Source organism: Streptomyces sp. F63 (assembly GCF_018070345.1).
Lineage (GTDB): Bacteria > Actinomycetota > Actinomycetes > Streptomycetales > Streptomycetaceae > Streptomyces.
In genome coordinates, this window is record NZ_JAGPXX010000026.1 from 51796 (window position 1) to 78405 (window position 26610).

19 protein-coding genes are annotated in these 26610 nt (G+C 73.6%); 9 read left to right on the top strand and 10 right to left on the bottom strand.

Going from position 1 to position 26610, the window contains the following annotated elements; all coding sequences use genetic code 11:
- Nucleotides 1–25 precede the first annotated feature (25 nt).
- Entirely contained in the window at nucleotides 26–1183 is a 1158-nt protein-coding gene (locus tag KBZ10_RS22295) for an acyl-CoA dehydrogenase (RefSeq protein ID WP_282107866.1), read from the top strand.
- Between the two features lie 173 nt (nucleotides 1184–1356).
- Here the strand turns inward: KBZ10_RS22295 and KBZ10_RS22300 are convergent, their stop codons facing one another.
- Nucleotides 1357–2610 carry an LCP family protein gene (locus KBZ10_RS22300; RefSeq protein WP_210989472.1) on the bottom strand — a complete coding sequence of 418 codons (1254 nt, stop codon included), beginning with the start codon at nucleotides 2608–2610 and terminating at the stop codon, nucleotides 1357–1359.
- 130 nt (nucleotides 2611–2740) lie between these two features.
- Between KBZ10_RS22300 and KBZ10_RS22305 the strand changes: the two genes are divergently transcribed.
- Complete coding sequence (locus tag KBZ10_RS22305) at nucleotides 2741–3289, top strand: acyl-CoA thioesterase (RefSeq protein ID WP_210989473.1); 549 nt, start codon at nucleotides 2741–2743, stop codon at nucleotides 3287–3289.
- A gap of 42 nt (nucleotides 3290–3331) precedes the next feature.
- On the opposite strand, the gene KBZ10_RS22310 is transcribed toward KBZ10_RS22305, so the two are convergent.
- Nucleotides 3332–4666, bottom strand: coding sequence for an LCP family protein (locus KBZ10_RS22310; protein WP_210989474.1), 1335 nt, complete (start codon nucleotides 4664–4666; stop codon nucleotides 3332–3334).
- A gap of 198 nt (nucleotides 4667–4864) precedes the next feature.
- Here KBZ10_RS22310 and KBZ10_RS22315 point away from each other — a divergent pair, with 198 nt between their 5' ends.
- A complete protein-coding gene (locus KBZ10_RS22315) occupies nucleotides 4865–5941 on the top strand; it encodes a glycosyltransferase family 2 protein (RefSeq protein WP_210989475.1) in 1077 nt (358 codons plus the stop codon).
- An 80-nt stretch (nucleotides 5942–6021) separates the two neighbouring features.
- On the opposite strand, the gene KBZ10_RS22320 is transcribed toward KBZ10_RS22315, so the two are convergent.
- The 4 genes from KBZ10_RS22320 to KBZ10_RS22335 form a co-directional block, all read right to left on the bottom strand.
- Nucleotides 6022–7707: an LCP family protein gene (locus KBZ10_RS22320; RefSeq protein ID WP_210989476.1), complete on the bottom strand. Its 1686-nt coding sequence runs from the start codon at nucleotides 7705–7707 to the stop codon at nucleotides 6022–6024.
- 49 nt (nucleotides 7708–7756) lie between these two features.
- Nucleotides 7757–9529, bottom strand: a complete 1773-nt coding sequence (locus tag KBZ10_RS22325) for an LCP family protein (RefSeq protein ID WP_210989477.1) — start codon at nucleotides 9527–9529, stop codon at nucleotides 7757–7759.
- A gap of 217 nt (nucleotides 9530–9746) precedes the next feature.
- A complete protein-coding gene (locus tag KBZ10_RS22330) occupies nucleotides 9747–11063 on the bottom strand; it encodes an LCP family protein (protein ID WP_210989478.1) in 1317 nt (438 codons plus the stop codon).
- A 186-nt stretch (nucleotides 11064–11249) separates the two neighbouring features.
- Nucleotides 11250–12005, bottom strand: a complete 756-nt coding sequence (locus tag KBZ10_RS22335; protein ID WP_210989479.1) for a TIGR03089 family protein — start codon at nucleotides 12003–12005, stop codon at nucleotides 11250–11252.
- Nucleotides 12006–12134: 129 nt separating this feature from the next.
- On the opposite strand from KBZ10_RS22335, the gene KBZ10_RS22340 reads away from it, so the two are divergent.
- From KBZ10_RS22340 to KBZ10_RS22350, 3 genes are all read left to right on the top strand, one after another.
- Nucleotides 12135–13469, top strand: coding sequence for a peptidoglycan recognition protein (locus KBZ10_RS22340; protein ID WP_210989480.1), 1335 nt, complete (start codon nucleotides 12135–12137; stop codon nucleotides 13467–13469).
- Nucleotides 13470–13551: 82 nt separating this feature from the next.
- Complete coding sequence (locus KBZ10_RS22345) at nucleotides 13552–14634, top strand: sugar phosphate nucleotidyltransferase (RefSeq protein WP_210989481.1); 1083 nt, start codon at nucleotides 13552–13554, stop codon at nucleotides 14632–14634.
- Between the two features lie 311 nt (nucleotides 14635–14945).
- Nucleotides 14946–15902: a DNA-3-methyladenine glycosylase 2 family protein gene (locus tag KBZ10_RS22350; RefSeq protein WP_307847560.1), complete on the top strand. Its 957-nt coding sequence runs from the start codon at nucleotides 14946–14948 to the stop codon at nucleotides 15900–15902.
- 83 nt (nucleotides 15903–15985) lie between these two features.
- On the opposite strand, the gene KBZ10_RS22355 is transcribed toward KBZ10_RS22350, so the two are convergent.
- The 3 genes from KBZ10_RS22355 to KBZ10_RS22365 all read right to left on the bottom strand — a co-directional run bounded on the left by KBZ10_RS22355 (nucleotide 15986) and on the right by KBZ10_RS22365 (nucleotide 18996).
- Nucleotides 15986–17341 (bottom strand): coenzyme F420-0:L-glutamate ligase, encoded by a 1356-nt coding sequence (locus KBZ10_RS22355; protein WP_210989482.1) that lies wholly within the window; start codon nucleotides 17339–17341, stop codon nucleotides 15986–15988.
- Nucleotides 17338–18324, bottom strand: coding sequence for a 2-phospho-L-lactate transferase (gene cofD / locus KBZ10_RS22360; protein ID WP_210989483.1), 987 nt, complete (start codon nucleotides 18322–18324; stop codon nucleotides 17338–17340). The genes KBZ10_RS22355 and cofD overlap by 4 nt, the downstream gene beginning before the upstream one ends.
- Nucleotides 18325–18504: 180 nt before the next feature.
- A complete protein-coding gene (locus tag KBZ10_RS22365) occupies nucleotides 18505–18996 on the bottom strand; it encodes a cysteine dioxygenase family protein (protein WP_210989484.1) in 492 nt (163 codons plus the stop codon).
- A 778-nt stretch (nucleotides 18997–19774) separates the two neighbouring features.
- On the opposite strand from KBZ10_RS22365, the gene KBZ10_RS22370 reads away from it, so the two are divergent.
- The 3 genes from KBZ10_RS22370 to KBZ10_RS22380 all read left to right on the top strand — a co-directional run bounded on the left by KBZ10_RS22370 (nucleotide 19775) and on the right by KBZ10_RS22380 (nucleotide 25873).
- Complete coding sequence (locus KBZ10_RS22370) at nucleotides 19775–20038, top strand: WhiB family transcriptional regulator (RefSeq protein WP_004952403.1); 264 nt, start codon at nucleotides 19775–19777, stop codon at nucleotides 20036–20038.
- Nucleotides 20039–20315: 277 nt separating this feature from the next.
- Nucleotides 20316–24305 carry a glycosyltransferase family 2 protein gene (locus KBZ10_RS22375; RefSeq protein WP_210989485.1) on the top strand — a complete coding sequence of 1330 codons (3990 nt, stop codon included), beginning with the start codon at nucleotides 20316–20318 and terminating at the stop codon, nucleotides 24303–24305.
- Nucleotides 24302–25873 carry a DUF5719 family protein gene (locus KBZ10_RS22380; protein ID WP_210989486.1) on the top strand — a complete coding sequence of 524 codons (1572 nt, stop codon included), beginning with the start codon at nucleotides 24302–24304 and terminating at the stop codon, nucleotides 25871–25873. Before KBZ10_RS22375 ends, KBZ10_RS22380 begins: the two co-directional genes overlap by 4 nt.
- A 60-nt stretch (nucleotides 25874–25933) precedes the next feature.
- Here the strand turns inward: KBZ10_RS22380 and KBZ10_RS22385 are convergent, their stop codons facing one another.
- Complete coding sequence (locus KBZ10_RS22385) at nucleotides 25934–26398, bottom strand: metallopeptidase family protein (protein WP_210989487.1); 465 nt, start codon at nucleotides 26396–26398, stop codon at nucleotides 25934–25936.
- Nucleotides 26399–26610 lie beyond the last annotated feature (212 nt).

The window sequence follows — 26610 nt, forward strand, 5'->3', positions numbered from 1 at the left end:
AGCAGCAGCTGGGAGTGAGGGCACCTTGTCGTCCACCGAATTCGACCTCTACCGGCCGTCCGAGGAGCACGACATGCTCCGCGATTCGGTCCGTGCGCTCGCCGAGGCGAAGATCGCGCCCTTCGCCGCCGAGGTGGACGAGGAGGGCCGCTTCCCCCAGGAGGCACTGGACGCCCTCACCGCGAACGACCTGCACGCCGTCCACGTCCCCGAGTCCTACGGCGGCGCGGGCGCCGACGCCCTCTCCGCGGTCATCGTCATCGAGGAGGTGGCCCGCGTCTGCGCCTCCTCCTCCCTGATCCCCGCGGTCAACAAGCTCGGCTCGCTGCCCCTGGTGCTCTCCGGCTCCGAGGAGCTGAAGAAGAAGTACCTGACCCCGCTCGCCAAGGGCCAGGGCATGTTCTCGTACTGCCTCTCCGAGCCGGACGCGGGCTCCGACGCCGCGGGCATGAAGACCCGCGCCGTCCGCGACGGCGACTCCTGGGTCCTCAACGGCGTGAAGCGCTGGATCACCAACGCCGGCGTCAGCGACTACTACACGGTCATGGCCGTCACCGACCCGGAGAAGCGCAGCAAGGGCATCTCCGCCTTCGTCGTCGAGAAGTCCGACGAGGGCGTCTCCTTCGGCGCCCCGGAGAAGAAGCTCGGCATCAAGGGTTCCCCGACCCGCGAGGTCTACTTCGACAACGTCCGCATCCCCGCCGACCGCATGATCGGCGCGGAGGGCACCGGCTTCGCCACCGCGATGAAGACCCTCGACCACACCCGCATCACCATTGCCGCCCAGGCCCTCGGCATCGCCCAGGGCGCCCTCGACTACGCCAAGGGCTACGTCCAGGAGCGCAAGCAGTTCGGCAAGCCGATCGCCGACTTCCAGGGCGTCCAGTTCATGCTGGCCGACATGGCGATGAAGATCGAGGCCGCCCGCCAGCTGACCTACGCGGCCGCCGCCAAGTCCGAACGCGTCGACGCCGACCTCACCTTCTTCGGCGCCGCCGCCAAGTGCTACGCCTCCGACGCCGCCATGGAAGTCACCACCGACGCGGTCCAGCTCCTCGGCGGCTACGGCTACACCCGCGACTACCCGGTGGAGCGCATGATGCGCGACGCCAAGATCACCCAGATCTACGAGGGCACCAACCAGGTCCAGCGCATCGTCATGGCCCGCAACCTGCCCAAGTAGCCCGGACGCGGCCCCGGTTGCCGCCCCGCCCTTGCACGCGAACGCCCCCCGGCCGGTCAGCGGGGGGCGTTCGTTCTGCTGCGGGGGGCGCCGGAGAAGCACCCGCTTCGCGACGCGGGCCGCGCTGTCCGCCACGGTGGAGACCCGGGGCAGCCGGCCCAGGACGCGGTCCGTCACTCCGTGACGGTGACCGGCTGGTCGTTCTTGAGTTCCGAGACGAGCTGCTTGACCTTCGGCATGTCCCACCTCAGCGAGCCGCCCGGGGCCGAGCCCGCGATCGGCATGTTCATCTGCTTGCCGCCACCGCCCGTGACGTCCTTCATCGCCCAGAACATGGAGGCCAGGTCGAACAGGCTCATGTCCTCGTCGACGATCAGGGTGTCGAGCCCGGCGCCCATCACCGGGTAGAGCTTGAAGGGGTTCAGGACCGTCGAGGGGCTCGCGGTCTGGGAGGCCAGCGCGGAGAGGAACTTCTGCTGGTTCTTGGTGCGGTCCAGGTCGCCGCCGGCCAGACCGTACCGCTGCCGGACGAAGGCCAGTGCCTGCTCGCCGTCGAGGGTCTGGCGGCCCTTCTTCAGGTCGATGCCGGAGTTCTTCTCCTTGAGGTCGCGCGGGATGTCCATCTCGACGCCGCCCACCGCGTCCACGATCTCCGCGAAGCCGCCGAAGCCGATCTCGGCGTAGTGGTCGATCTTCAGTCCGGTGTTGAACTCGACGGTGCGGACGAGCAGCGGAGCGCCGTCCTTGGAGTACGAGGCGTTGAGCTTGGAGGGCCCTGAGGCGGGGAAGTCCTTGCCGCTCTCCGAGCCGGTGAAGTCGGGGATGGTGACGTACGAGTCGCGCGGCAGGGAGACCATGGTGTTCCCGTTGTCGCCGACGTGCAGAATCATCATCGAGTCGGTGCGCTTGCCCTCGACCTTGCCGGTGTGCAGCCGCTTCTGGTCCTCCGGGGAGAGCCCTTCGCGGCTGTCGGAGCCCACGATCAGGTAGTTGGTGCCCTCGCCGGCCTCCGGGCGGTCCTTGACGATGCTGAGATCCACCTCACGGCGCAGCTTGGAGTCCGCCCAGAAGTAGGTGCCGATGCTCACCACCAGGGCTACCAGGACCAGTGTCACCAGACCGCGTTTGATGCGGCGGCCCCAGTCCGGGGCCGGGCGGCCGTACGGGTCGCCGCCGTATCCGCCGCCACCGCCGTAGACCTGGCCGGTGTTGTATCCGTCACCGTCGGCGTAGTAGTCGTCGTAGCCCTGCGACTGCTGGGCGGGCACGCGGCCGTACGGCGGTGCGGGGTGGTCCGGTATCGGTCCGGCCGGCTGCGCGCCGCGCCGCATGTGGGGCATCCGCCGTGTCGGCTCCGGTCCGGGCACCGCGTTGCCGCGTCCGTAGCCGTCACCGTCCGCGGTCCGCCCTGGGGGCCAGTCAGTCATAGGGGGAAGTGTGCATCCCGGAGGGGGCCGGGTCCCAGGGCGGGTGGCGGATACACACAATGCTGTAGCAGAGCTGATGCAGAAACGGTGCTGGTCAGGCCATGAAGATCGGGCGCATACAGTGGAAGACATGACCGATCAGGCCCTATCCGCGCACCAGAACGTTCCGAGCAAGCCCACCAGTGCCTCGCGTACCACCCTGTCCCACATCATGACCGCACATGACACCAATCTTCTGGGCACGGTGCACGGTGGCGTGATCATGAAGCTGGTGGACGACGCCGCGGGCGCGGTCGCCGGGCGTCACTCGGGCGGTCCGGCCGTCACGGCCTCGATGGACGAGATGGTCTTCCTGGAGCCGGTGCGCGTCGGCGACCTGGTGCATGTGAGAGCGCAGGTCAACTGGACCGGCCGGTCCTCGATGGAGGTCGGCGTCCGGGTCATGGCGGAGCGCTGGAACGAGTCGACGCCGGCCACTCAGGTCGGCAGCGCCTACCTCGTCTTCGCGGCGGTCGACGCCGAGGGCAAACCGCGGCCGGTGCCGCAGGTGGTCCCCGAGACCGAGCGCGACGAGCGCCGCTACCAGGAGGCGCAGATCCGCCGGACGCACCGGCTGGCGCGGCGCCGGGCCATCAGGGAGCTGCGCGAGAAGCGCGCGGCCGAGGGCATCGACGACTGAGGCGGCTGACCGGACCCTTCCGGTGCCCGGCAGGCGCGGAGCTCAGGGGCAGACGACCTCGTCGCCCCGGACCGGACCCGGAGCCGCACCGCCCGGCTGCGGCGGGCTCTCCGGGCTCTCCGGGCCCGCCGGGCTCTCCGAACTCTCCGGGCCCGGGGTTGCGGAGGACGGACCGGTGTCCGGGCCGCCGCGCCGCGTGGCCGGGCCCGTTTCCGCGGGGTGGCGGGCGGAGTCGTCGTGGCGGCCGGAGTGCCCGTTGGCGCCGGTCAGCGGCCGGTCCTCGCGCAGGGCTTCGAACAGTGCCCCGGCCCGCGGTTCGTCCCAGAGAACGGTGGAGCCGATGCCGGGGACCCTGTGGTCCGGGTCGGCCACCGGCACCGACACGAACTCCGACGACGCCGGTGTGAAACCGCGCATGGCACGGCCGAGACCGATCAGTTCCTCCGGGCCGAGGCCGTGGTCGGCCCGGACCGAGCGGAGCAGTTGGCCGGCGGCCCGGTCGAGTTTCACCGGGTTCAGCAGCAGGCCGCTCTCCGCGGCCCGGTCCACGAGGGCGGCCAGGAAACGCTGCTGGCGCCGCATCCGTCCCAGGTCGCCCTCGGCGTCGAGATGGCGGGCCCGGACGTAGGCCAGGGCCTCCCCGCCGTCCAGCCTGCTGGTGCCGGCGGGCAGGTCGAGGCCGCTGCGCGGGTCCCGGAGCGGGCGGGGGGTGCAGATGTCCACGCCGCCGAGGAGGTCCACGGTGCGGATGAAGCTGCTGAAGTCGACCTCCACGTAGTGGTCGATGCGGACCCGGGTGAGCTTCTCGACCGTCCGCACGGTGAGCTGCGGACCGCCCTCGGCATAGACCGAGTTGATCTTGACGGGGCGGCCGCCGTCGCCGTCGCCGTCCCCTGCACCGCTCCCGTCCCCGGCCCCGCTCCCGGCTCCGGTGCCGTCCCCGCCGTTCTCCGGGGCCGGGGGCAGTTCCGTGTAGGTGTCCCGGGGGATGCTCACCACGCTGGCCCGCCGCCGGTCGGCGGAGAGGTGCACCAGCAGGATGGCGTCGGTGCAGTGGCAGGGCTCACCGCCGAGCCGGTACCTCCGCCGCTGCTCGGCCGTGATCCGGTCCCGGCCGTCCGTGCCGACGAGCAGGAAGTTGAGCGCGTCGCCGCCGCCCGCCCGCGCGGGCCGGTCCGGCAGCCCGGCGAAGGGGTCCACCCGTTCGATGGCGGTGCCCAGGCCGCCCACCACCGCGTGCCCCGCCCCGGCGGCCGACAGGACGACCGCGGAGACGCAGAGCGCGAGCCGCGTTCCCCACCGGGACCGGCGGGACCGGCGGTCACCGCTCCGGCCGGCGGACTCGGGGCTCGGGCCGGGGGCGGGGGGCGTCGTCATCGGGTGGTACCTCCGCGGGGCCGGGGCGGGCTGAACACGGGCCGCCGCAGGGGCGGCCGGAGGCCGGCGCGAAGCCGGCGGGAAGGTGTCACCGTAGGCCCGTACGATCAGCGCACCGCGCCCCCACGCCGCCCGGCGGGCCGGGTCGCACCCGGGCGGCTACGGGGGCGTCCCCCGTTCGCGGTAACGTGAGAAACGATGAACGCCTCCCCTGAACAGCCGCCGCCGGCCGTCTCCGTGATCATGCCGGTGCTCAACGAAGAGCGGCATCTGCGCGCTTCCGTCCGCCACATCCTGCAGCAGGAGTACCCGGGCGAGCTCGAAGTGGTGATCGCCCTCGGCCCGTCCGCGGACCGTACGGACGAGATCGCCGCCGGGCTGGTCCGCGAGGACCCGCGCGTGCGCACCGTGCCCAACCCCACCGGCCGCACCCCGGCCGCGCTCAACGCCGCGATCAGGGCGTCCCGGCACCCGGTCGTGGTGCGCGTCGACGGCCACGGCATGCTCTCGCCGGACTACATCGCGACCGCCGTCCGGCTGCTGGCCGAGACCGGCGCCCAGAACGTCGGCGGCATCATGCACGCCGAGGGGGAGAACGCCTGGGAGCAGGCCGTCGCCGCGGCGATGACGTCCAGGATCGGCGTCGGCAACGCCGCGTTCCACACCGGCGGCGAAGCGGCCCCGGCCGAGACGGTCTACCTGGGCGTCTTCCGCCGGGAGGCGCTGGAGCGGCAGGGCGGCTACAACGAGGAGTTCATCCGCGCCCAGGACTGGGAGCTGAACTTCCGCATCCGCGAGGCCGGCGGTCTGATCTGGTTCTCGCCGGAGCTCAGGGTCTCGTACCGGCCCCGGCCGACGGTCAGGGCGCTGGCCAGGCAGTACAAGGACTACGGCCGCTGGCGGCATGTCGTGGCCCGCTACCACCGCGGGTCCATCAACCTCCGCTATCTCGCCCCGCCGGCCGCCGTGCTCGCCATCGCCGCCGGGACGGTCGCGGGCGCGCTCCTGACCCCCTGGGGGCTCGTCGTCCCGGCGGGGTACCTCGCGGCCATCACCGCGGGCTCGCTGCCGGCCGGCCGGGGGCTGCCGCTCGCGGCGCGGCTGCGCATCCCGGTGGCGCTGGCGACCATGCACATGTCGTGGGGCTGGGGCTTCCTCACCAGTCCGCGCTCGCTGGCGCGCAAGGTGATCGCCAGCCGCCGCCCGGCGGTCACGGCGGAGGGCGAGCCGTCTCCGGCCGGGAAGCCGGCCGGGCCGGCCGAGACCGCCGGCTGACCCGCGCGCCGCTCCACCACACGACCGCTGCCGCCCGCCGCCGTGGCCGGACGCGCCCGTCGACGTCCGGCCACGTCCGGTCAGAAGGTGTACCTCGGGTTGACCTCCATGCAGGACTTGTCGTTGCCGTTCAACGCGTCCGCGCTCTCCGGCGCCTTGTCGTCCTCCGGATTCTTCGACGGCTCCGGGTACGCGCCCGCCGTGCGCCAGTCCGCGCCGACCACCACGGTGACCTGCTGGACGTCCTGCGCGATCCGGACCGCGCCGGCGGGCAGTCCGAGCGACTTCGCCACGAGCTCGGCGTCCCCGCGCAGGTCCTTCGAGGGGTACGAGACCGTGGTGTCCGCCTGGGACTTGGGCGTCGCGTCCGCGGCGGCCCGCGCGTAGCCGTCCCGGGCCAGCACCCCGGCGATGTCGGCGGCGCGGCCCCGGACGGGGGCCTGGGCGGCGGTGCCGGTGCCGTTCTGCACGGTCACCGGGATCTCCGCCTTGGGGGCGGCCGGGTCGCTCGGCTCCGGGCTCTTCTCCGCGGCCTTCTTCTTGTCCTTGCCGTCCAGCGCCACGTCGTTGCGGACGAGGGAGAACAGCCGCTCGGCGTCACCGGGCTTCGGCACGAGGTGGGCCAGCGGGTTCTGCGGGTCCTCCACCCACGGCATGGTCGCCATGGTGATCCGCCCGGTCGGCACCTGCTGGAGATCGGCGCCCAGGTCGTACAGTTTGCCGACGCTGCCCAGCCCCTTGTCGACGGTGAGCGCCTTGGTGGCGGCCTCGGCGAGCTTGCGCAGCTTGTTGGGGTTGGTCAGCTTGGTCCCCGCCTTGAGCTGGCGGACCATGGAGTTCATGTACAGGTGCTGCGCCTTGGCGCGGCCGATGTCGCTGCCGTTCTCGAAACCGTGCCGGCTGCGCAGCCACTGCAGGGCCTGCTCGCCCTTGATGACCGTCTCGCCCTTCTCCAGCCGCAGCCCGGACTTGGGGTCCTTGACGTTGGCGTTGACGCAGACGGGCACGCCGCCGACGGCGTCGGCCATGTCGACCACGCCCGCGAAGTCGATCATCATGAAGTGGTCGATCGGGACGCCGGTGAGCTCCTCCCAGGTGGCGACCGTGCAGCCCGGACCACCGTGCTGGAGGCTGGAGTTGATGGTGGTACTCGTCTCCTGGTAGACGGTGCCGTCCTCGGGATCGGTGCACTTGGGAACGGTGACCCGGGTGTCGCGCGGGACGCTGATCACCGACATGTTGCTGCGGTCCGCCGAGACGTGCAGCAGCATCTGCACATCGGCGAGCGGCTTGCGGCCCGCGTCGGCGCGGGCGCCGCCGAGCCGGATGTTCTCCTCGGAGTTACGGCTGTCGGAGCCGAGCAGCAGGATGTTGAGCGGGGTGTTGCCGTCGGCGTTCGGGGCGACCTTGTCGAGCCGCTTGTCGCCGAGGTTGAGCTCGTCCTTCTCCAGGTTGCCGTTCAGATGTTCGTAGTAGAGATAGCCGGCGCCGGCCGTGCCGAGTATCAGCAGCGACAAGGTGACGGCGGACCAGCGGAGCACCCGGCGGCCGCCGCCGCCCCGGCGGGGCGGGGCCTGCCGGCCGCGCCCGCCGCCGGAGGCACCGGAAGCGCCGGGCCGCGGCCCCGCCCGGCCGTCACCCGGGACGGGGGCGAGGGGCACCGTGGCCGTGCCGCCCCGCTCGTCGTACAGGCTCTCGTCCCAGCCGAGATCGGCCGGCTCGGGTCCGTTCTCCGTACCGCCCCTGCGGGCACGTGTCTGCCGCATCGGGCCTCCCCGTTGAATCAGTGGTGGTGGGGCCCGGAGGGCCGGCGGTTCACTGGGCGCACACCTGTTTGTCGGCCTCGACCCGCTGGATGTTCTCCGGAGCTTTGGTGGGGGCGCTCAGCGGCTTCCCGGGCTCGTCGAAGTCCCGGCCCAGGGTGAGCGTCATGGTGTCGGTCGGTCCGGCGTCCTCGGTCCCCGGTTTCAGCGCGGAGGCGCTCAGGCCCATCATGTCGGCCAGCGCGCGGGCCTGGTCGGCTTGGTTGGGCGCGTACTCGAGCACCGTCTTCGCCAGCTCTTCGCCGGGTGCGTTGCCGGCGTTGGCCGAGCGGATCACGCCCTGGGAGTTCTGCAGCCAGTCGACGGTCGTCTGCGCGGCACCCACCGGTGCGCCGCTGTTCAGAACCTCGACCCGCACTTCGGACGGTTCCGCACGGTCGCCTTTCAGCTTGGCCTTGTCCTTGGCCGCCTTGTCGGCTTTCTTCTTCTTTGCGACCTCGGTCAGCGAGACGTCGTCCCGCATCATCGCGAAAAGCGGCTCGGCCTCCGCCTCATTGAGGACCACGGTCGAAGCGACCTTCTCGGCGGGGTTGTTCACCACCGGCAGGGTCACGAAGGTGATGTTCTTGAGGTCGATCTTCTTCAGGTTCTCGGCCAGCGCGATCAGTTTGTTGACCGTGCCGATGCCGGTGTTCACGGTGAGCGCGTTGGTGGCGGCCTCCGCGAGCTTCCACATCTTCTTGGGATCGGAGAGGGTGTCGCCAGACTTCATCTTGCGGATCATGGACCCCAGGAACTGCTGTTGCAGTTTGATACGGTCCAGGTCGCTCTCGAACTGCAAGCCGTGCCGGGTGCGGACGAAGGCCAACGCGTCGTCGCCCATGATCGTGTGTTTGCCGGCGCTGAGCTTGAGGTGGGACTTGGGGTCGTCGATGTCCTTGGCCAGGCACACATCCACACCGCCGACAGCGGTGGAAAGCGTCTTCACCGCGTTGAAGTCGGCCATCATGAAGTGGTCTACCTGCAGCCCGGTTATCTTCTCGACGGTCCGCATGGTGCAGCCGGGGTCGCGCCCGCCCTGACCGAGGCTCTTGTTGAAACGGGTCTGCTGCTGGCCCGGGATCACATCGGTGGTACCGTCCGGCTGCTTCGTCGGGCAGTCCGGAATGTCGGTGATCAGGTCGCGCGGGATGCTGAGCGCGGTGGCGTTGGTGCGGTCCTCGGAGACGTGGAAGAGGATCGTGGTGTCGGCGTGGCCGACGCTGTTCTTGTCGCCGTAGCCCTCGTTGCCCTTGCCGGTCCGGGTGTCCGTGCCCAGGACGAGGATGTTCATCGGGCCGTCGGTGATGGTGTCGCTGCCTGCGTCACCGACATCGACGGTGCTGATGTTGCCGTTGAAGTGTTCGAGCAGGGCGTAGGCTGTCGCGCCGCCCGCGACCAGGACGAACGCCATCACGCCGCCGGTCCAGTACAGCGCCTTCTTCTTCCCGCCGGCCCGCTGCCTGCGCTTGCGCCGGCTGCTGCCCCCTCCGCCCGGCCTGGGCGCGGCCCGGCGGCCGCGCTGCGGGGGCATACCGGGCTGGGCCTCCTCGCGGGCCGGGGCCGCGCGGCGGGACGCGGAACGGGGCGGTCCGGAGCGGGAGGCGGCACGGCCCGGCTCGGACCGGGGCGCGGGGGCCGGGGCGGCACCTCTGCGGGGAGCGGGAGCCGCGGGTCGCGCTGCGGGGGCCTGCAGTCGCAGAACGTAGTTGCCGGTATTCGGGTCGAGCACCCACTGGTCTGCGGGGTCGATGTCGTCCGCCCGCCCTCGGCCTTGCGCGTCCACGGTTCCCTGAGTCCTCCGTCGGTGCCACGCGGCGCCCTCCCCCTCGGGCGCTCGGTCAGTCCTTGTGCCGGTGTCCATCCGCGCAGGTGGTGCGCGTCGGGTCGCTCACACTAGCCGCCCGATTCGCCGGGGGGCGACGCCGGTGACGAATTCAACGTCCTGATAACCGGGTAAAGCTCGCATTTCTCTTCACGGTGACGGGCATCTCATGGATTCCTCATCCGCAGAGGGAGTCTTTTTTGGACGGTGTGGGGGTGGGAGGCGGGGTGGTCGGGACGGCCGAGGCGGCCGAGGCGGCCGGGGTCGAGAGGCCGGCGAGCGGAGTGGCCCCCGAGCCGCCCCCGGAACCGCCCGCGGGAGACCCGGCGGGTTCCGGGAACGCGGGGCTCTCCCCGGCTCCGGGCTCCTCGCCCCGCCCGCCGCCGTCCGGCACGGGCCGGTCGTTCTTCAATTCCTCGAACAGGTGTGAAGCATCGGGTTGTACGAGTTCATCGCGGTTGGCGTTCAACCGGTAGGGCTGCCGGGGCACCGTGAGGAAGCGCATTCCGCCCTCCGGCATGTCCCGAAGACTGTCCGCGAGGTCATAGAGGCTCTTCAGGGAGGCGAGCCCGGGATCGGTGGTGAGCGAGGAGGTCGCGGCGTCGAGCAGGGAGTACAGCTCGGCCGGGTCCCGGAGCGTCCCGTCGTCCCGGATCTGCTGGAGCATCGTGGCGAGGAACTGCTGCTGCCGGGACATCCGCTCGGTGTCGGTGCCGTCGCCGAGGCTGTAGCGGGCGCGGACGTAGCCCAGCGCCTCCTCGCCGTTCAGCGTCTGCCGTCCGGCGGGCAGCCGCACATGGGCCTCGGAGTCGTCGACCGGTTCCTCCAGGCAGATCTCCACACCGCCGATCGCGTCCACCATCTCCGTGAAGCCGCTGAAGTCGACGATCGCGTGGTGGTCCATCCGGATCCCGGTCAGCTGCTCCACCGTGCGGATGGTGCAGGCCGCCCCGGCGAACTGGAACGCCCAGTTGAACTGGGCGAACCGGGGCGCGACGGCGGTGCCGTCCGGAGCGGTGCACTCCGGGATGTCCACCATCAGGTCGCGCGGGATGCTGACGGCGGTGCCGCTCTTCCGGTCGGCGGCGAGGTGCAGCAGGATCGTGGTGTCGGAGCGCTGAGTTCCGCTGTCCTGACCGTACTTGCCGTTGCCGTCGCCCCGGTTGTCGGAGCCGATGAGCAGGATGTTCACCGCCTCGCGCACCACGGACACGGGCCGGTCGGCGGCGTGCTCCTCCAGTTCCCGGGAGGTGTCCGCGTCGGTGCGGATGTTGCCGTCGAGCCGCTGGTAGAGGGACCAGGCGGTGCCGGCGGCGGCCAGCACGGCCACCGCCGCTCCCATCGCGGTCCAGCGGAGCCAGCGGCGGCGCCTGGGTATGCCGCCGCCGGCCTCACCGTCCTCGGTCCTGTCCTGCTGCTGTGCGGGGCCGCTGTCGGCGGAGCCGTCCTCCGGGCCCGCTGGGGTCGCGGCGGTGTCGGTCACTGTGGAGTCCATCCCTCACGTTCCGGCGGGGTCATACCGTGTGTGGGGCCGCCGGTCACAGGGATAGACGGGGATGCCGACCGCATGGTTGTACGAGTGGCCTGGCGGCTTTCGGCCACCTCCGGGGGCGGGAGTGCCGTGCGAGGCGACCGCGAACCGGCCGCCGGCCTCGTCAGCCGGTCGCCTCGGCCGGCGGCCTCAGCCGGCCGTCGCGGTGACCCGTTCGCTCTCCCGCCGCTGCTCCAGGGCGTCGGGCGCGAGGCGGTCGAGATGGCGGCAGAGGACAACGGATCCGCCCGCGGCGAGCGGGGCGAACAGCCCGGCCGAGAGCCCGTCCCAGGAGTCGAACGGCAGGCCGGACAGCACCCGGGAGACCGGGGTGTACTCCCGGGTGGCGGCGTCGGCCCGGGCCCGCTCGACCACCTGGTCGGCCGTCAGCTCGCCGGCGCCCGCGAAGGCCAGCGCGGGCTCGTCCGGATCCACCGGAGCGAACGGGGCGAAGCGGTCGCCCTGCCCCGGCACCTCGACGGCGTAGTCCGCGAAGCCGGACGGGGGTTCGGGGAAGCGCCCGCCGAGCGGGCGCAGGCTCAGCGCCACCCGTTCACCGCGGCAGGCCCGGGCCTCCTCCAGCGTGTCCGGGCCGGTGACGGCCAGATCGGCCGCGGCCGGGTCGCCGCCCAGGTCCGCGAGGACACCCGTCGAGGAGCAGGCCAGCAGCCAGACCACCGTCTGCCAGTGCGCCGGCAGCAGCAGCGCGGCCCGATCGCCCGGCTGGAGCCCCAGGTCGCCCTGGAGGAGGTTCGCGGTCTTGGCCACCCAATTGGCGAGGGTCGCGACGGAGAGCTCCACCCGTTCACCGGTGGCGTCGTCGTAGAAGGTGACGAGGGGGCGGGCGGGATCCGCGGCGAGCGCGGATCGCAGCAGGTCGGCCGGGGTGCGATCGGTTGCGTTCACCCGGGCAAGCGTACGCGGCCGTCACTGCGCCCGGGTGAACCGGGGCGGCCGGGTAGGCGCCCCCATTGCGCCGACTGGGTGTCATCTTACGAATAGACAGATTTACTGGCCTATGTCCAACATGCCGGTATGCGTGCACTCCTTGCTTCCACGACCGGTGTGGCCTGCGCGGCCGCGCTCTCTCTCCCCCTGGCCCTGCCCGCCGGCGCCGCGGCGCCCGAAGCGCTCCGCCGGCCGGCCGCCGCGGCCGCCGGGGCCGAGCCGTCCGACGGCGGAACCCAGTCCCTGCCGCTCACCGCGCCCCCCGGCGCGGACCGGTCGGCGGGCGCCCCCGCCCGCGTCCTGCCGGCCCGCACCGTCCGCCCCTACTCCCTGCTCGGCATCGTCTGGGACGACGCCGGTGAGGAACTGCACGGCAAGGCGCAGGTCCGTACCCGCTCCACCGCCTCCGGGGAGTGGAGCGGCTGGCGGGACCTCTCCGCACACCACGACGACGCACCGGACCCCGTCCCCGGCGAACAGCGCCGGGGCGGCACCGCGCCCCTCTGGGTCGGCGCGTCCGACGGCGTCCAGGTGCGCGTGCTGCCGGAGCGGACCGCGGACCGGGCGCCCGCCGCGTTCCCGGCCGGCCTCCGGATCGAACTGGTCGACCCCGGCGGCGACCCCGGAGCCGGCCAGGACGGCGAGCCCGGCGGCGAACCCCGCGACCGGGCCGGCGGGCTGACCGACGCCGAGCGGCAGAGCGCCGCCGCCAACGCGGAACTCGCCCCTCCCGGGGCCACGGAGATCGCCCCGCTCGGCAAGGCCGCCACCGAGGAGGCCGCGCGGCGCTCCGCGGAGACCCGCGCGGTGAGCCGCTACATCGGCCCCCGGCCGGGCATCGTCATCCGCCGGGGCTGGGGCGCGAACGAGAGCTGGCGCGAACGGCGGTTCCTCTACACCGACACCGTGCGGACCGCCTTCGTCCACCACAGCGGCACCGGCAACGGATACAGCTGCGCCCAGGCCCCGTCCGTCCTGCGCGGTATCTACCGCTACCACGTCCACAGCATGAAATGGCGCGACATCGGCTACAACTTCGCCGTCGACAAGTGCGGAACCATCTACGAAGGCCGCGCCGGGGGAGTGGCCCGGCCCGTCCAGGGCGCCCACACCCTCGGTTTCAACCACAACAGCATGGGCATCGCCGTCCTCGGAACCTACAACACGGCCCGGCCCTCGCGGCAGGCCGTGGAGGCCGTCGCGAAGCTGACGGCCTGGAAACTCGGTCTGTTCGGCCGGAACCCGGCCGGTTCGGGCACCCGCGTCTCGCTCGGGAACACCAAGTACCCGAAGGGAACCAGAGTCACCCTCAGAGTCATCTCCGGGCACCGGGACGGCTTCTACACCAGCTGCCCCGGAGCCCGCCTCTACGGCAAACTCGGCGGCATCCGCAGTCTCGCCGCCCGGCTCCAGGGCCGCTGACGCCGCAGACCGGCGCCGGCGGTCTGCATAGACTGACCGCCGACCCAACCGCCGGCCCTGGCAGGAAGCAGAGAAGACAAAGGTGACTGAAGCGATCCTCCTGGTCGGTGGCAAGGGCACCCGGCTGCGCCCGCTGACGGTGCACACGCCCAAGCCCATGGTCCCGGCGGCCGGTGTCCCCTTCCTCAGCCACCAGCTCGCCCGGGCCCGCGCGGCCGGCGTCGAGCACGTCGTTCTCGCCACGTCCTACCTGGCCGAGGTGTTCGAGCCGTACTTCGGCGACGGCTCGGACCTCGGACTGCACCTGGAGTACGTCACCGAGACCGAACCCCTGGGCACCGGAGGCGCGATACGCAACGTCGCCTCGCGCCTCCGTTCCGGGCCGGACGAGCCGGTGCTCATCTTCAACGGCGACATCCTCACCGGCCTCGACATCCGCGCCCTGGTGGACACCCACACCGCCTCGGGCGCGGACGTCTCACTCCACCTCACCCGGGTCGACGACCCGCGGGCCTTCGGCCTCGTCCCCACGGACGGCAGCGGACGGGTCACGGCGTTCCTGGAGAAACCCCAGACGCCCGAGGAGATCGTCACCGACCAGATCAACGCGGGCGCCTACGTGTTCGACCGCTCCGTGATCGACTCCATACCCGAGGGCCGGCCCGTCTCCGTCGAACGCGAGACCTTCCCCGGCCTGCTCGAAGCCGGCGCGCATCTGCACGGCATGGTCGACTCGACCTACTGGCTCGATCTGGGCACTCCCCAGGCATTCGTCCGGGGCTCCGCCGATCTCGTGCTCGGCCGCGCCCCCTCCCCGGCCGTACCGGGCGACTGCGGCGACCACCTGGTACTGGACGGAGCCGACGTGGCCCCGGACGCCAAGCTCACCGGCGGCACCGTCGTCGGCACGGGCGCCCGGGTCGGCGCCGGGGCGAGCCTCGACGGCAGCACCGTCCTGGACGGCGCGGTCATCGGTGAGGGAGCCCGGATCACCGACTCCCTGATCGGCGCCGGAGCGGTCATCGGCGCCCGCACGGTGCTGCACGGCGCGGTCATCGGGGACGGCGCGACCGTGGGCGCCGACAACGAACTCCGCGACGGCATCCGCGTCTGGTGCGGCGCCCGCATCCCCGAGGCCGGGATCCGTTTCTCCTCCGACCAGTGACCTGGCGTCCCACCCGTGACAGGCGTTCCCCTCCGGCCGGGGGGCCAGGCGTTCCCCTCCGGCCGGGATCCGCGCCGCGCGACTCCCGGGGCCCGCACCGGTGGACGACCGCGGGGCCGCGTCCCCCCGGGCGGGCGACGGCCGCACGGCGGCCGGCCACGTCCGTCCGCCCTCCGCGGCTCCCGGCCGCTCCCCGGTCCGCGCCCGGGGCGCTCACCGGCGCGCCGGGCATCCGGGAGCCCGGCGGCCGGAGCCGTCCGGGGTGCGCCTACTCTCATAGGTCACCACTCCCAGCCTGAGGACCCGCCCTCGTGAACCCCAGCCCCGCCGCGGCACCGGACAGACCGGGAGGCGGCACCGCCGGCGCCCGCAGCCGGCGCTGGACACCGCCGTGGCCGCTCGACCTCGCCCGCACGGTCGGCGTGCTGCGCCGCGGCCCGGGCGACCCCGCGTTCCGCACCGAACCCGACGGGTCCGTCTGGCGCGCCAGCCGCACGCCCCTCGGCCCGGGCACTCTGCGGCTCGCGCGCCTCACGACCGGCGAGGTCGAGGCACACGCCTGGGGCCCGGGAGCCGCATGGCTGCTCGACGGCGTGCCCGACCTCTGCGGCGCAGGGGACGAACCCGAGCGGTTCACCCCCCGCCACCGGCCGGTGTACGAGGCACACCGCCGCCACCCCGGCCTCCGCCTCGCCCGCACCGGGCTCGTCCTCGAATCCCTGATCCCCTCCGTCCTCGAACAGAAGGTCACCTCCGACGAGGCGTACCGCGCCTGGCGGCTGCTGCTGCGGCGGCACGGCGAACCGGCGCCCGGCGCCGGGCACTTGCGTGTCATGCCCGATGCCCGCGGCTGGGTGATGCTGCCCTCCTGGGAGTGGCACGCGGCGGGCGTCGACGGCAAGCGCTCCGCGGCGATCGTGCGGGCCGCCCGCGTGGCCCGCCGACTGGAGGAGGCCGCCGCCATGGACCTCGCCGCGGCCTCCGCGCGGCTCCAGCTCGTCCCCGGCATCGGCCCCTGGACGGCCGCCGAGGTCCTCCAGCGCAGCAACGGCGCGGCGGACGCCGTCACGGTCGGCGATCTGCATCTGCCCGGGATCGTGGGCTACGCGCTCACGGGCGCCCGCGGCGCCGACGACGCCCGGATGCTGGAACTCCTCGCCCCGTACGCCGGACAGCGCCACCGCGCCTGCCGGCTCATCCTGCTGTCGGGGCGGGTGCCGCCGCGGCGCGCGCCCCGCTTCCCGGTCGGCGACATCCGCCGGCTCTGAGGAGCCCCGGACACCACCCGCGACGAGCGGGAACACGGGCGGACGCCTCCGCCGCGCGGCAGCGCCGCACGGGGCGCACCGCCTCAGCGCACCTCGATGAACGCTCCGGCGTCCCGCGCGGGCCGCTCCCGGGGCGGTACCGCCGCGTGGCCGACCGCCACCGCGCCCATCGGGTCCCAGTCCGGGGGCAGCCGGAGCACGTCCCGTACGACGTCGCGGCAGAACATCGTGGACGACACCCAGGCCGAGCCCAGCCGTTCCCCGGCCAGCGCCACCAGGAAGTTCTGCACCCCCGCCCCGGCCGCGACGACGAACATCTCCCGCTCGGCCGTGTTCCGCCGCTCGTCCGGGTAGCTGTGCGAACCGTCCATGACCAGGCACGGCACCACCAGACACGGCGCCTTGCGCAGCACATCGCCCCGCCGGACCCGCCGGGCGATGCTTTCCTCCGAGAAGCCGTCCCCGCGCAGATCGGCGATCCACGCGTCCCGCATGGCGTCCAGCAGTCCGGCGCGCGCGGCCTCCGACTCCAGCAGCACGAAGCGCCACGGCGTCGTGTGGTGCGGCGCGGGCGCGGTGACGGCGGCGGCCACCGCCCGGCGCACCGCGGCCCCATCCACCGGCTCACCGGTGAACTCGCGGACGGTGCGCCGCAGCGTCACCGCCTCCCGCACGGCCTCGGAGGTGCCCAGCCGGAACATGTCGTCGGCGGGATCGCGCAGCAGTTCCCGCGCCCCGCGTTCGTTCCCCTCCGCACCGCCGGCGCCGGCCGCCACCACGTGCGGCAGGCCCCGCAGGACGGCCACGGGCAGTCCGCCCGCCTTGCCCTTCACCAGGTCGCCGGCGGCGGCGAGTTCGTCGGCGGTCGCGGTGACGGTCGCGCTGAGCCGGTTGCCGTGCGCGTCCTCCCCGCCCCGCAGATCGTCGAGGACCCGGACGCCCGCGGCCCCGATGGCGACGTCCGTGAGACCGGTCCGCCAGGGCCGGCCGAAGGTGTCGGTGACGAGCACGCCGACGTCCACGCCGAGAGCCGCCCGCAGTCCGTCCCGGATCGCGCGCGCCGAGGCGTCCGGGTCCACGGGCAGCAACAGCACGGTGCCGGCGGGGGTGTTGGAGGCGTCCACGCCGGCCGCCGCCATGATCAGGCCGTGCCGGGTCTCGCTGATCCGCAGCCCTCCCCGGCGGGCCACCACCCGTACGGTCTCGGCGTCGATGGCGGCCTCGCGGTCGGCGGCCCGGGTGACCCTCCCCTCCGCCTTGCTGATGATCTTCGAGGTCACCAGCAGGATGTCGCCGTGCTCGAGCCCCGGCATTCCCGGCGCGGTGGCGGCGTCGGTGATCAGCTTGACGAGATCGTCCCCGGGGCGCACCTCCGGGACCCCGGGCAGGGCCCAGACCCGGTAGGAGGGGCAGGAGGGAACGGCCGCGCCGGCGCTCACGCCTGCACCTCCCCGGCCAGGGCGAGTGCCTCACGCGCCATGGCCGCGGTGCTCTCCTCGTCGGTCATCAGCAGCGGCACGGCGCGGCAGCGGATACCGGCGGCCTCCACGGCCTCGACGGCGTCCGCGTCGGCGGTGTCGACGAGCCAGCCGTCGAGCAGCCCGGAGCCGTAGTGCTGCGCGACGGCCGCCGCCGTGGACTCGACGCCCACCGCCGCGAGCACCTTGTCGGCCATGCCGCGCACCGGCGCCCCGCCGATCACGGGGGAGAGGCCGACGACCGGCACACCCGCGCCGGCGATGGCCTCGCGGACGCCCGGCACCGCGAGGATCGTACCGATGCTGACCACCGGGTTGGACGGCGGGAAGAGCACGACGTCCGCCTCGGCGATGGCGTCCAGGACGCCGGGCGCCGGCTTGGCCTGCTCGGCGCCCACGGGCACGACGGCGTGCGCCGGCATGGCGGCACGGTGCCGCACCCAGTACTCCTGGAAGTGCACGGCCTTGCGCCCGGCCCGGCCGGCCGCCCCGCCGGCTCCGGCGTCGGGGTCGTCGATCAGCACATGGGTCTCGACACGGTCGTCGGTCATGGGCAGCAGCCGGACCCCGGGCTTCCAGCGCGCGCACAACGCCTCGGTGACCGCGCTGAGCGGGTAGCCGGCGGCGATCATCTGGGTGCGGACGATGTGGGTGGCGAAGTCCCGGTCGCCGAGCCCGAACCACTCCGGCCCGACGCCGTAGGCCGCGAGTTCCTCCTTGACGGTGAAGGTCTCGTCGGCCCGGCCCCACCCCTGTTCCTCGTGGATGCCGCCGCCGAGCGTGTACATCACGGTGTCGAGGTCCGGGCAGACCTTCAGCCCGAACAGATGGATGTCGTCACCGGTGTTGCCGATGACGGTGATGTCGGAGTCGGGACTTGCCGCTTTGAGACCACGGAGAAAGCGGGCGCCACCGATACCCCCGGCCAGAACCACAATGCGCATAAGAACAGTCTGTCAGCCGGAGGCTGGTCCGTTGAGGGTGGTGGTGGGTGGCGGGTGGGGCTGTCAGCCGGAGGCTGGTCCGTTGAGGGTGGTGGTGGGTGGCGGGTGGGGCTGTCAGCCGGAGGCTGGTCCGTTGAGGGTGGTGGTGGGTGGCGGGTGGGGCTGTCGGCCGGAGCGGCGTCAGCCGGCCACGGTCGTGCCGGGGCGGACGGTGCCGGTTTTGTGCATCGGCATCTCGGTCAGCCCGGGGAAGTAGACGTGCAGGCTGACGGCCGGGGCGAGAGTGTCGTTGACCACTTCGTGGACGTAACCGGGGGCGAAGACCCGTTGCGCTCCGGAGCGGAGCACGCGGGGCGCGGTGCCCGAGCGCTCCGTCAACTCGCCCTCCAGCACGGTCAGCACACCTGAGGAAGGCCCGTGGCCGTGCGCGCCGCTGCCCTGTCCGGGGAGCCAGCTCAGCAGCCAGACCTCGTAGCCGGGGCCGGTGCGCAGGCGGTGGTACCAGCGGCTTGTGGGGTCGTACCGGACGAGGGGCGCCCAGGAGGCGCGGTCGTCGGCGACGGCACGGGCGAGTCCGGCGAACTCGGCGACCGTGGTGGGGTGCGCCGGTACGGGCGGCAGGAGATGGGGGACGGCGAGCGGGTCGCCGGCGATCTGGACGTCGCTGTTCATGGGAGGTCGGTTCCTCGGCGTAAGGAGAGCTGACGGGCTGGGGCGGGGTGGGGAGATCAGCCGCGGCGATCACGGTGACGCGGGCCGGGCCGGCGGGGCGGTGCCACTCGGCGGTCCGGGGCGGCGGCGAGGGCCGGCCTCGCGGGAACGGTGGTGGTGAACGCCCGCGGCGATCGGCGGTGTTGGTCCGCGGCGGTGAGGCGTGGTGGTGATCAGCAGCCGGAACAGCGACAACAGCCGCGACGGGGGCCCGGGGCACAGCGGAGCGCGACACCGCACGAGGGGCGGGAGCGGGTCCGGGAGGGCGCGAGCGTCACTGGCATGGCACCCAGAAGACCCGGTGCGCTCCTCCCTTGTCAACCGGATGTCCGCTTCGGTGGGGATGGTTCACCTCTTTCGGCGACCCGGTGGGGGGAAAGGTTTGTGCACCCCGATCCGGGGACACACGGCGCAGCAGTCGCCGGGGTGCGCCGTTGTGCTTCTGTGATCCGACCGTGACCGGCTCCGCCTCGCGGGACCGGAAGCGCAACGGTGTGGTGAGCGGCGGAGTCTCTTGTACCGAGGGGGGTGGTCGCGAGTGAGCACGGTGGGCTGTCACGCTTTAGGAGGATTTGAACACTTTCCGCAAAGCCTTGGTTCCCCAGAGTGAATAAGGGGCCCAATAGCAGATCTCGGCTTGACTGGCCCGGATCGGCACACTTGTAATTTCACTCGTGTCGTTCGGCCGTTATCGGTAACGGCAGCATCACGGGGACGCAAAAGACAGACAGGGGCGCACATGACCGAGCTGTTCCAGCAATTGCTGGTCGAGGAGGCGGATGAGGAGCTCGGATGGCAGGAGCGCGCACTGTGCGCCCAGACCGATCCCGAGTCTTTCTTCCCGGAAAAGGGCGGTTCCACCCGTGAGGCCAAGAAGGTCTGCCTGGCCTGTGAGGTGCGTTCCGAGTGCCTCGAATACGCCCTCGCCAATGACGAGCGCTTCGGTATCTGGGGCGGGCTCTCCGAGCGCGAGCGCCGCCGGCTGAAGAAGGCCGCCGTTTGACCGCCGGCCCCTTCCGCGGATTCCCCCGGCGCCCGCGCGTGCCGCACATATCCGGAGCACCACCGCATCACCGCGCATCACACCAGCGCACACCGCGCATACGCGTACATTCCTCATCCCGCCTCCCCCGCACCCGCGTGGGAGGCGGATCGCTGTGCGGACGACCGGGCCGGACCCCCGCTCCGAGCCGTTAGTGTGGGGGGCCGTCCGAGACTCACCCGACTCCTCGCGAGCGCGTGCGTCCACCGCAGTCCAGCGAACCGGGGCCCGTACCTCGATGTCCGTGCACAGCCACTCGGCGCACAGCCAACCGGCCGCCCCCTCCGGAGGCGCCGCTCCCGCATACCCACGGCATGTCGTCACCGCCGTGCTGGTCTCCCACGACGGTGCCCGCTGGCTGCCGCAGGCGCTCGCCGGACTGACCGGACAGGAGCGGCCGGTCCAGAACGTCGTCGCCGCCGACACCGGCAGCGCCGACGAGTCCGCCGCGCTGCTCACCGAGACCCTCGGAGCCGACCGGGTGCTGCATCTCGCGCGCCGGTCCGGCTTCGGCACGGCCGTCGACGAGGCGGTGCGCACGGCCGGTGTGCTCACCCCCGACGACCTGCCGTATCTGAAGCGGCCCAGCGGCTGGGACCCGGAGACCCGCACCTGGCGCGACGACGCCTACGACATGCCGGAACTGCCGCACGGCGAGCCCGTCCAGTGGCTGTGGCTGCTGCACGACGACTGCGCTCCCGAACCGGACGCCCTGGCGGAGCTGCTGCGGGTCGCCGACTCCTCCCCGTCCACCGCGATCATCGGCCCCAAGCTGCGCGGCTGGTACGACCGGCGGCAGCTGTTGGAGGCCGGGGTCAGCATCGCCCGCAGCGGCCGCCGCTGGACCGGCCTCGACCGCCGCGAGCAGGACCAGGGCCAGCACGACCAGGTGCGCCCGGTGCTGTCGGTCTCGACCGCCGGCATGCTGATCCGGCGCGACGTCTGGGACGAACTCGGCGGCTTCGACCGGCGGCTGCCCCTGATGCGCGACGACGTCGACCTGTGCTGGCGGGCCCAGGCCGCGGGCCACCAGGTCCTCATCGCCCCCGAGGCCGTCCTCCGGCACGCGGAGGCCGCCGCGCGCGAGCGGCGGCCGATCGACTGCGCCGGCCGCTCCGCGGCAAATCCGCACCGCGTCGACAAGGCCGGCGCCGTCTACACGATGCTCGTCAACTCCCGCGGCGCGGCGCTGCCCTACGTCCTGCTGCGCCTGATGTTCGGCACGGTGCTGCGCACCCTCGCCTATCTGGTCGGCAAGGTGCCCGGCCAGGCGCTGGACGAGATCGCGGGCCTCCTCGGCGTGCTGCTGCGGCCGGGGCGGCTCCTCGCCGGGCGGCGCCGGCGCGGCCGGCCGGTGGTCCAGCCGGCCGATCTGCGGCCGCTGTTCCCGCCCCCGGGAGCGACGGTGCGGGCGACCGCCGAGGCGGTCATCGGCAACTTCAGCGGCCGGTCGGAGCCCGAACTGGCATCCGGCGGGCGGCACGGCGCCGTCGAATCCGGACCGGGGGGTGACGACGCCGACTTCCTGGAGATCGAACAGTTCGCCCGGCTGAAGCGCGTCGCGCGCAAGCCGGGGCCGGTCCTCTTCCTCCTGCTGCTGGCCGTCTCCCTCGTCGCCTGCCGCGGACTGCTCGGCTCCGGCACGCTCGCCGGAGGCGCCCTGCTGCCCGCCCCGGCGGACGCCTCCGCCCTCTGGGACCGCTATCTGTCCGCCTGGCAGCCGGTCGGCACCGGCGGCACCGAGGCGGCACCGCCCTACCTGGCCGTCATCGCCGCCCTGTCGACCCTGCTGCTCGGCAGTACCGGAGCGGCTCTGACCCTGCTCCTCGTCTGCTCGGTGCCGCTGGCCGGCCTGAGCGCCTACTTCGCCTCCCGGCCGCTGGTCGGGTCGCGCCTGCTGCGCGCCTGGGCGGCCGTGGCCTACGCCTTCCTGCCCGCCGCGACGGGCGCACTGGCCGGCGGCCGGCTGGGCACCGCGGTGCTCGCGGTGCTGCTGCCGCTGATGGCCCGTGCGGCCGTCGCCGCCGGCGGGCTGGCCCTCCCGGCCGACCGCGACCGGAACCGGGACGGAGCCGAGGACGGAGCCGGGACACCGGGCGCACGCCCGAGCTGGCGAGCGCTCTGGGCCTACACCCTGCTGCTCACCTTCACCACCGCCTTCACCCCCGTCGTCTGGCCGCTGACCCTGCTGCTGGGCATCGCGCTGCTCGTCACGCGCACCGTGCGCCACCAGGGGGGCACGGCCGTGTACGGGGCGCGGCTCGCCCTGGTGCTCGTCACTCCGCTGGTGATCCTCGCGCCGTGGTCGCTGTCGCTGCTGGCCTCGCCGTCCGGCTTCCTCCGCGAGGTCGGCCTGGCGCACGGCACGGGCTCCGCCGGCGCGCTGGACCTGCTGATGATCAGCCCCGGCGGGCCGAAGGCGGCCGGCGGGCTCCTCCTCGCCGGTCTGGTGCTCGCGGCCCTGGCCGCCCTGCTCCGCGACGACCGGCAGCGCGCGGTCCGCACCGCCTGGGCCGTGGCGATCGCCGCCCTGCTCCTGGCCGCTGTCTCCAACGGTTCCGCGTGGGCGGGCCCCGCCACCCTGGTCTACGGCATCGCGCTGCTGTCCGCCGCCGCCGTGGGCGCGGAGGACGCGCGCGAGCGCGTCGCCGCGCAGAGCTTCGGCTGGCGGCAGCCGGTCGCCGCCCTGATCGCCCTGGCCGCCGCCGCCGGCCCGCTGCTCTCCGCCGTCGCCTGGATGTACGGCGGAGCGGCCGGCCCGCTCGAACGACGCGATCCCGTGCAGGTGCCGCCGTTCGTCGCCGAGGAGAGCCGCACCCAGGACCAGGCGCGCACCCTGGTGCTCGGCGGCGAGCCGGGCCGGGTCTCGTACACCCTGGTGCGCGGCTCGGGTGCCCAGCTGGGCGACGCCGACCTCGCCGCGGCGAGCGGCGGCGACATCCGGCTCGACGGCATCGTGGCCAACCTCGTCGCCGGCTCCGGCGCCGACCAGACCGACCAGCTCGGCGGCTACGCGGTGCGCTACATCCTCGTCCGCGACGGAGCTCCCCGCGAGACGCGCCGGGTACTCGACACCACCCCCGGCCTCACCCGGCTCAGCCAGGAGGACGGCAGCTCCCTCTGGCGGCTCGACCGGCGCGTCGCCCGCGTCACCGTCGTGAACCCCGGCGGAGGCGTGGGCACGGCGGGGAACGCCGAGCCGGTCCCGGTCGCCGCCGGGCCCGTCGAGGCCCACACCTCCGTCCCCGCCGGACCGGAGGGCCGGGTGCTGCGCGTCGCCGACCGGGCCGCTCCCGGCTGGACCGCCACGCTCGACGGCAAGCCGCTGACGCCCACCACGGTCGACGAGTGGGCCCAGGGCTTCGAACTGCCCGCGAGCGGTGGGCGGCTCGACCTGACGTACGCGTCGCCGCTGAGCCACACCCTGTGGACCGGGGCGCAAGGGCTGCTGGCGGTCGTCCTCGTGGTGCTCGCCCTGCCCGGACGGCGCCGGGAGGTCGACGACGACCTGCCCGAGACCGGGCCGGAGCCGGCCGTGCCCGCGCAGCCCGTGGACGGCGAGGGCCGGCGGGCCCGCAGGCTGCGGGCGGCCGCGGAGGCCGAGGCGGCCGGACAGGGCACGGAGCCGGACGCCCCGCGGGAGCGGGCCGTGCCGGCCGGGACGGCCCCTGGCGCCGCGGCCGGGGACGACCCCTTCGAGGCGTTCGACGCCTTCCGGGCCGCCCAGGCGGCCGAGTCCGCGGACCGTACCGCGGCGACGGCGCCCGGGGCGCCGTCCGGACCGTACGCGGATGGTGTGCCCCAGCAGCCGTACGGCACCTGGGGCCAGCAGAGCCACGCCCCCGAGGGCGGACAGCCGTACCCGGGGCAGCCCTACCAGGGCGGGGCCCACCAGAGCGAGGACGGACAGCAGTACCAGGGCTACGGCGACGGGCAACACCAGCAGTACCAGCAATACCAGCAGTACGGCACCGGCCCGTACGCCGATCCGTACCAGCCGGACCCCTACCAGGCCGGCGGGTACGGCGACGGGCAGCAGCAGTACGGCGGACAGCAGTACGCGGGGCAGCAGTACGAGGGGCAGCAGCAGTACAACGGCCGGCAGTCCGACCCGTACGGTTACCCGGCCCAGCCCTACGCCGCCGGCGGCCGTCCCGCCCCGAGCGAAACGGTCCACGGGGACGACGGCGAACCCGCCCCCCACCGCGACGGGAGCGACCAGCAGTGAACCGCACCACCCTGTCCCTGCTCGCCGCCACCACGGCCCTCGCCGCGGTCACCGGGGTGGCCGCCCTGGCCGCCCCCGGTGAGACGCCGGAGCGCCCGGCGGCCGCCGCCGAACGGCTGCCCGTGGAGCGCTCCGAGCTGCTCTGCCCCGAGCCGTCCCTGTCGGAGCTGGCCGAGACCGACTACACGTCCTTCACCCCCGAGGGCGGAACCGCCGGATCCGCGGGCACCAAGGGCACGGCCGGACTCCTGCCCGCCGGGAAGGAGCCGGGCACCGCCGACGGCACGGACGGCACGGACGGCAAGAAGGACGACAAGGAGAGCGGCGGCGAGGGGGGCGGCAAGGACGGCGGCAAGGACGCCGGTCCCGAGCCCGTCGCCCCCCTGAAGAAGCCGGGCACTCCCGCGGTCGCCTCCGTCTCCGAGGCCGGTGCCCCCGCTCTCGTCGGGACCGCCGACGGCGCTCTCGCCCCCGGCTGGACCGCCCAGCAGACAACCGTGATCAGCTCCGGACAGGGCCGCGGCGTCCTGGGCGTCTCCTGCACCGCACCCGACACCGACTTCTGGTTCCCGGCCGCGAGCACCGCCGAGAGCCGCCAGGACTACGTGGAACTGACGAATCCCGACGACGCCGCCGCTGTCGTCGACCTGGAGCTCTACGGCAAGAAGGGCCCGGTCGAGACCGAAACCGGTGAGGGCATCACGGTCCCGCCCCGCTCCGCCGCCTCCGTCCTGCTGTCCACGCTCACCTCCGAGAAGGCGGCCGATCTCGCCGTGCATGTCGTCGCCCGCTCCGGCCGGGTCGGCGCCGCCGTCCGCGCCACGGACAGCGGCGCGGGCAGCGACTGGCTGCCGTTCTCGGCGGTGACGGCCGGCCCGGCGGTGCTCCCCGGCATCCCGGCGGACGCGACCTCCGTGCGGCTGGTGGCGGTGGCGACCGGCGACCGCGACGCCGACCTGGGGGTCGAACTCGCCGGTCCGACCGGCTCCTTCACCCCCGCCGGACACGAGAACCTGACCGTGAAGCGCGGGATGGCGACATCCGTGGACCTGGACGACATCACCAAGGGAGAGCCCGGCTCCCTGGTGCTGACCCCGGTGGACGGCGCCGACCCCGCCCCGTACGCGGTGGCCCTGCGCGTCGTCCGCGGCAAGGGCCGTGACCAGGAGACGGCCTTCATCCCGGCGACCGGGCGGATCGAAGCGCGGGGCACCGTCGCCGACAACCGCGCCAAGGGATCGGTCCTCTCCCTCGTCGCGCCCGGCAGGGCGGCGAAGGTCAAGGTCACCGCCTCGGCGGGCAGCGGCGGCGGCGAGCCGGTGAGCAAGGAGTACACGATCAAGGCCGGTACGACGCTGAGCGTGCCGAAACCGCCCGCCCCCGCGGACGGCAAGGGCACGCACGCGCTGACCGTCGAGGCGCTGTCCGGCGGACCCGTGTACGCGTCCCGGATGCTCGAACTGCCCAAGGGCGGCGTGCCGATGTTCACCGTCCAGCCGGTCGCCGACGACCGGGGCACGGTCGTCGTCCCCGAGGCGGCCGAGGATCTGTCCCTGCTGATGCGGTGAGAGCGCGGGCCCGGCGGCAGCGGACGGCTGCGCCCGGCCCCGGTTGCGTCCCCCGTCCCGTCAGTCCTGCCCGTAGCGCGGGTCCACCGATTCCGGTGCCAGCCCCAGCAGTTCGGCCACCTGCTCCACCACGATCTCGTGCACCAGCAGGGCCCGCTCGTCGCGGTTCTTCGTCCGGATCTCGACCGGGCGCCGGTAGACGACGATCCGGGCCGGACCGTCCCCCCCGGCGGCGGTCACCCGGCCCAGCGGCACCGTCCCCTCGTCCTCCCAGCCCTCGGCGCGGTCCTCGGCACCGTCACCGAAGGAGGGGACGTCCAGCACGGCGAACTCCACGTCGGAGAGTTGCGGCCAGTGCCGCTCGAGCCGCTCCACCGAGTCGTGCACCAGGTCCCAGAAGGCCACCGCACGGCTCACCGCGAGCGGCACCTGCGGCGGCGCGATCGGTCCGCGCATCCCGCGCCCGTGGCGGTCTCGGCGGCGCGGGCGGGGCTCGGCGGGGCGGGGTGGCACGGAACTGGTCATCACCTCCGAGAGTAGCCGTCGGCCGGCCGGCCCGGAGCGCCGACGAGCGGGACCGCCGCAGATCGCGAACCGGTCCGGTCCGGACCATCCGGACAGCCCGTCCCGCGGACCGGCGCGGCGATTCCGGGCAAAGCGCCGTCAAGCGGGACGGGGCGCGATGCCACTCTCCCGGGGGGCCGGGCCTCTGCCGGGTCCCCGCCGCGGACCGGACC

What these genes read in the sequence shown, in the direction of transcription:
- KBZ10_RS22330 (WP_210989478.1), bottom strand. Translation starts at nt 11,063, where the DNA reads ATGGACTCCACAGTGACCGACACCGCCGCGACCCCAGCGGGCCCGGAG.
- KBZ10_RS22310 (WP_210989474.1), bottom strand. Translation starts at nt 4,666, where the DNA reads ATGACGACGCCCCCCGCCCCCGGCCCGAGCCCCGAGTCCGCCGGCCGG.
- KBZ10_RS22370 (WP_004952403.1), top strand. Translation starts at nt 19,775, where the DNA reads ATGACCGAGCTGTTCCAGCAATTGCTGGTCGAGGAGGCGGATGAGGAG.
- KBZ10_RS22385 (WP_210989487.1), bottom strand. Translation starts at nt 26,398, where the DNA reads ATGACCAGTTCCGTGCCACCCCGCCCCGCCGAGCCCCGCCCGCGCCGC.
- KBZ10_RS22320 (WP_210989476.1), bottom strand. Translation starts at nt 7,707, where the DNA reads ATGCGGCAGACACGTGCCCGCAGGGGCGGTACGGAGAACGGACCCGAG.
- KBZ10_RS22315 (WP_210989475.1), top strand. Translation starts at nt 4,865, where the DNA reads ATGAACGCCTCCCCTGAACAGCCGCCGCCGGCCGTCTCCGTGATCATG.
- KBZ10_RS22365 (WP_210989484.1), bottom strand. Translation starts at nt 18,996, where the DNA reads ATGAACAGCGACGTCCAGATCGCCGGCGACCCGCTCGCCGTCCCCCAT.
- KBZ10_RS22340 (WP_210989480.1), top strand. Translation starts at nt 12,135, where the DNA reads ATGCGTGCACTCCTTGCTTCCACGACCGGTGTGGCCTGCGCGGCCGCG.
- KBZ10_RS22305 (WP_210989473.1), top strand. Translation starts at nt 2,741, where the DNA reads ATGACCGATCAGGCCCTATCCGCGCACCAGAACGTTCCGAGCAAGCCC.
- cofD (WP_210989483.1), bottom strand. Translation starts at nt 18,324, where the DNA reads ATGCGCATTGTGGTTCTGGCCGGGGGTATCGGTGGCGCCCGCTTTCTC.
- KBZ10_RS22375 (WP_210989485.1), top strand. Translation starts at nt 20,316, where the DNA reads ATGTCCGTGCACAGCCACTCGGCGCACAGCCAACCGGCCGCCCCCTCC.
- KBZ10_RS22300 (WP_210989472.1), bottom strand. Translation starts at nt 2,610, where the DNA reads ATGACTGACTGGCCCCCAGGGCGGACCGCGGACGGTGACGGCTACGGA.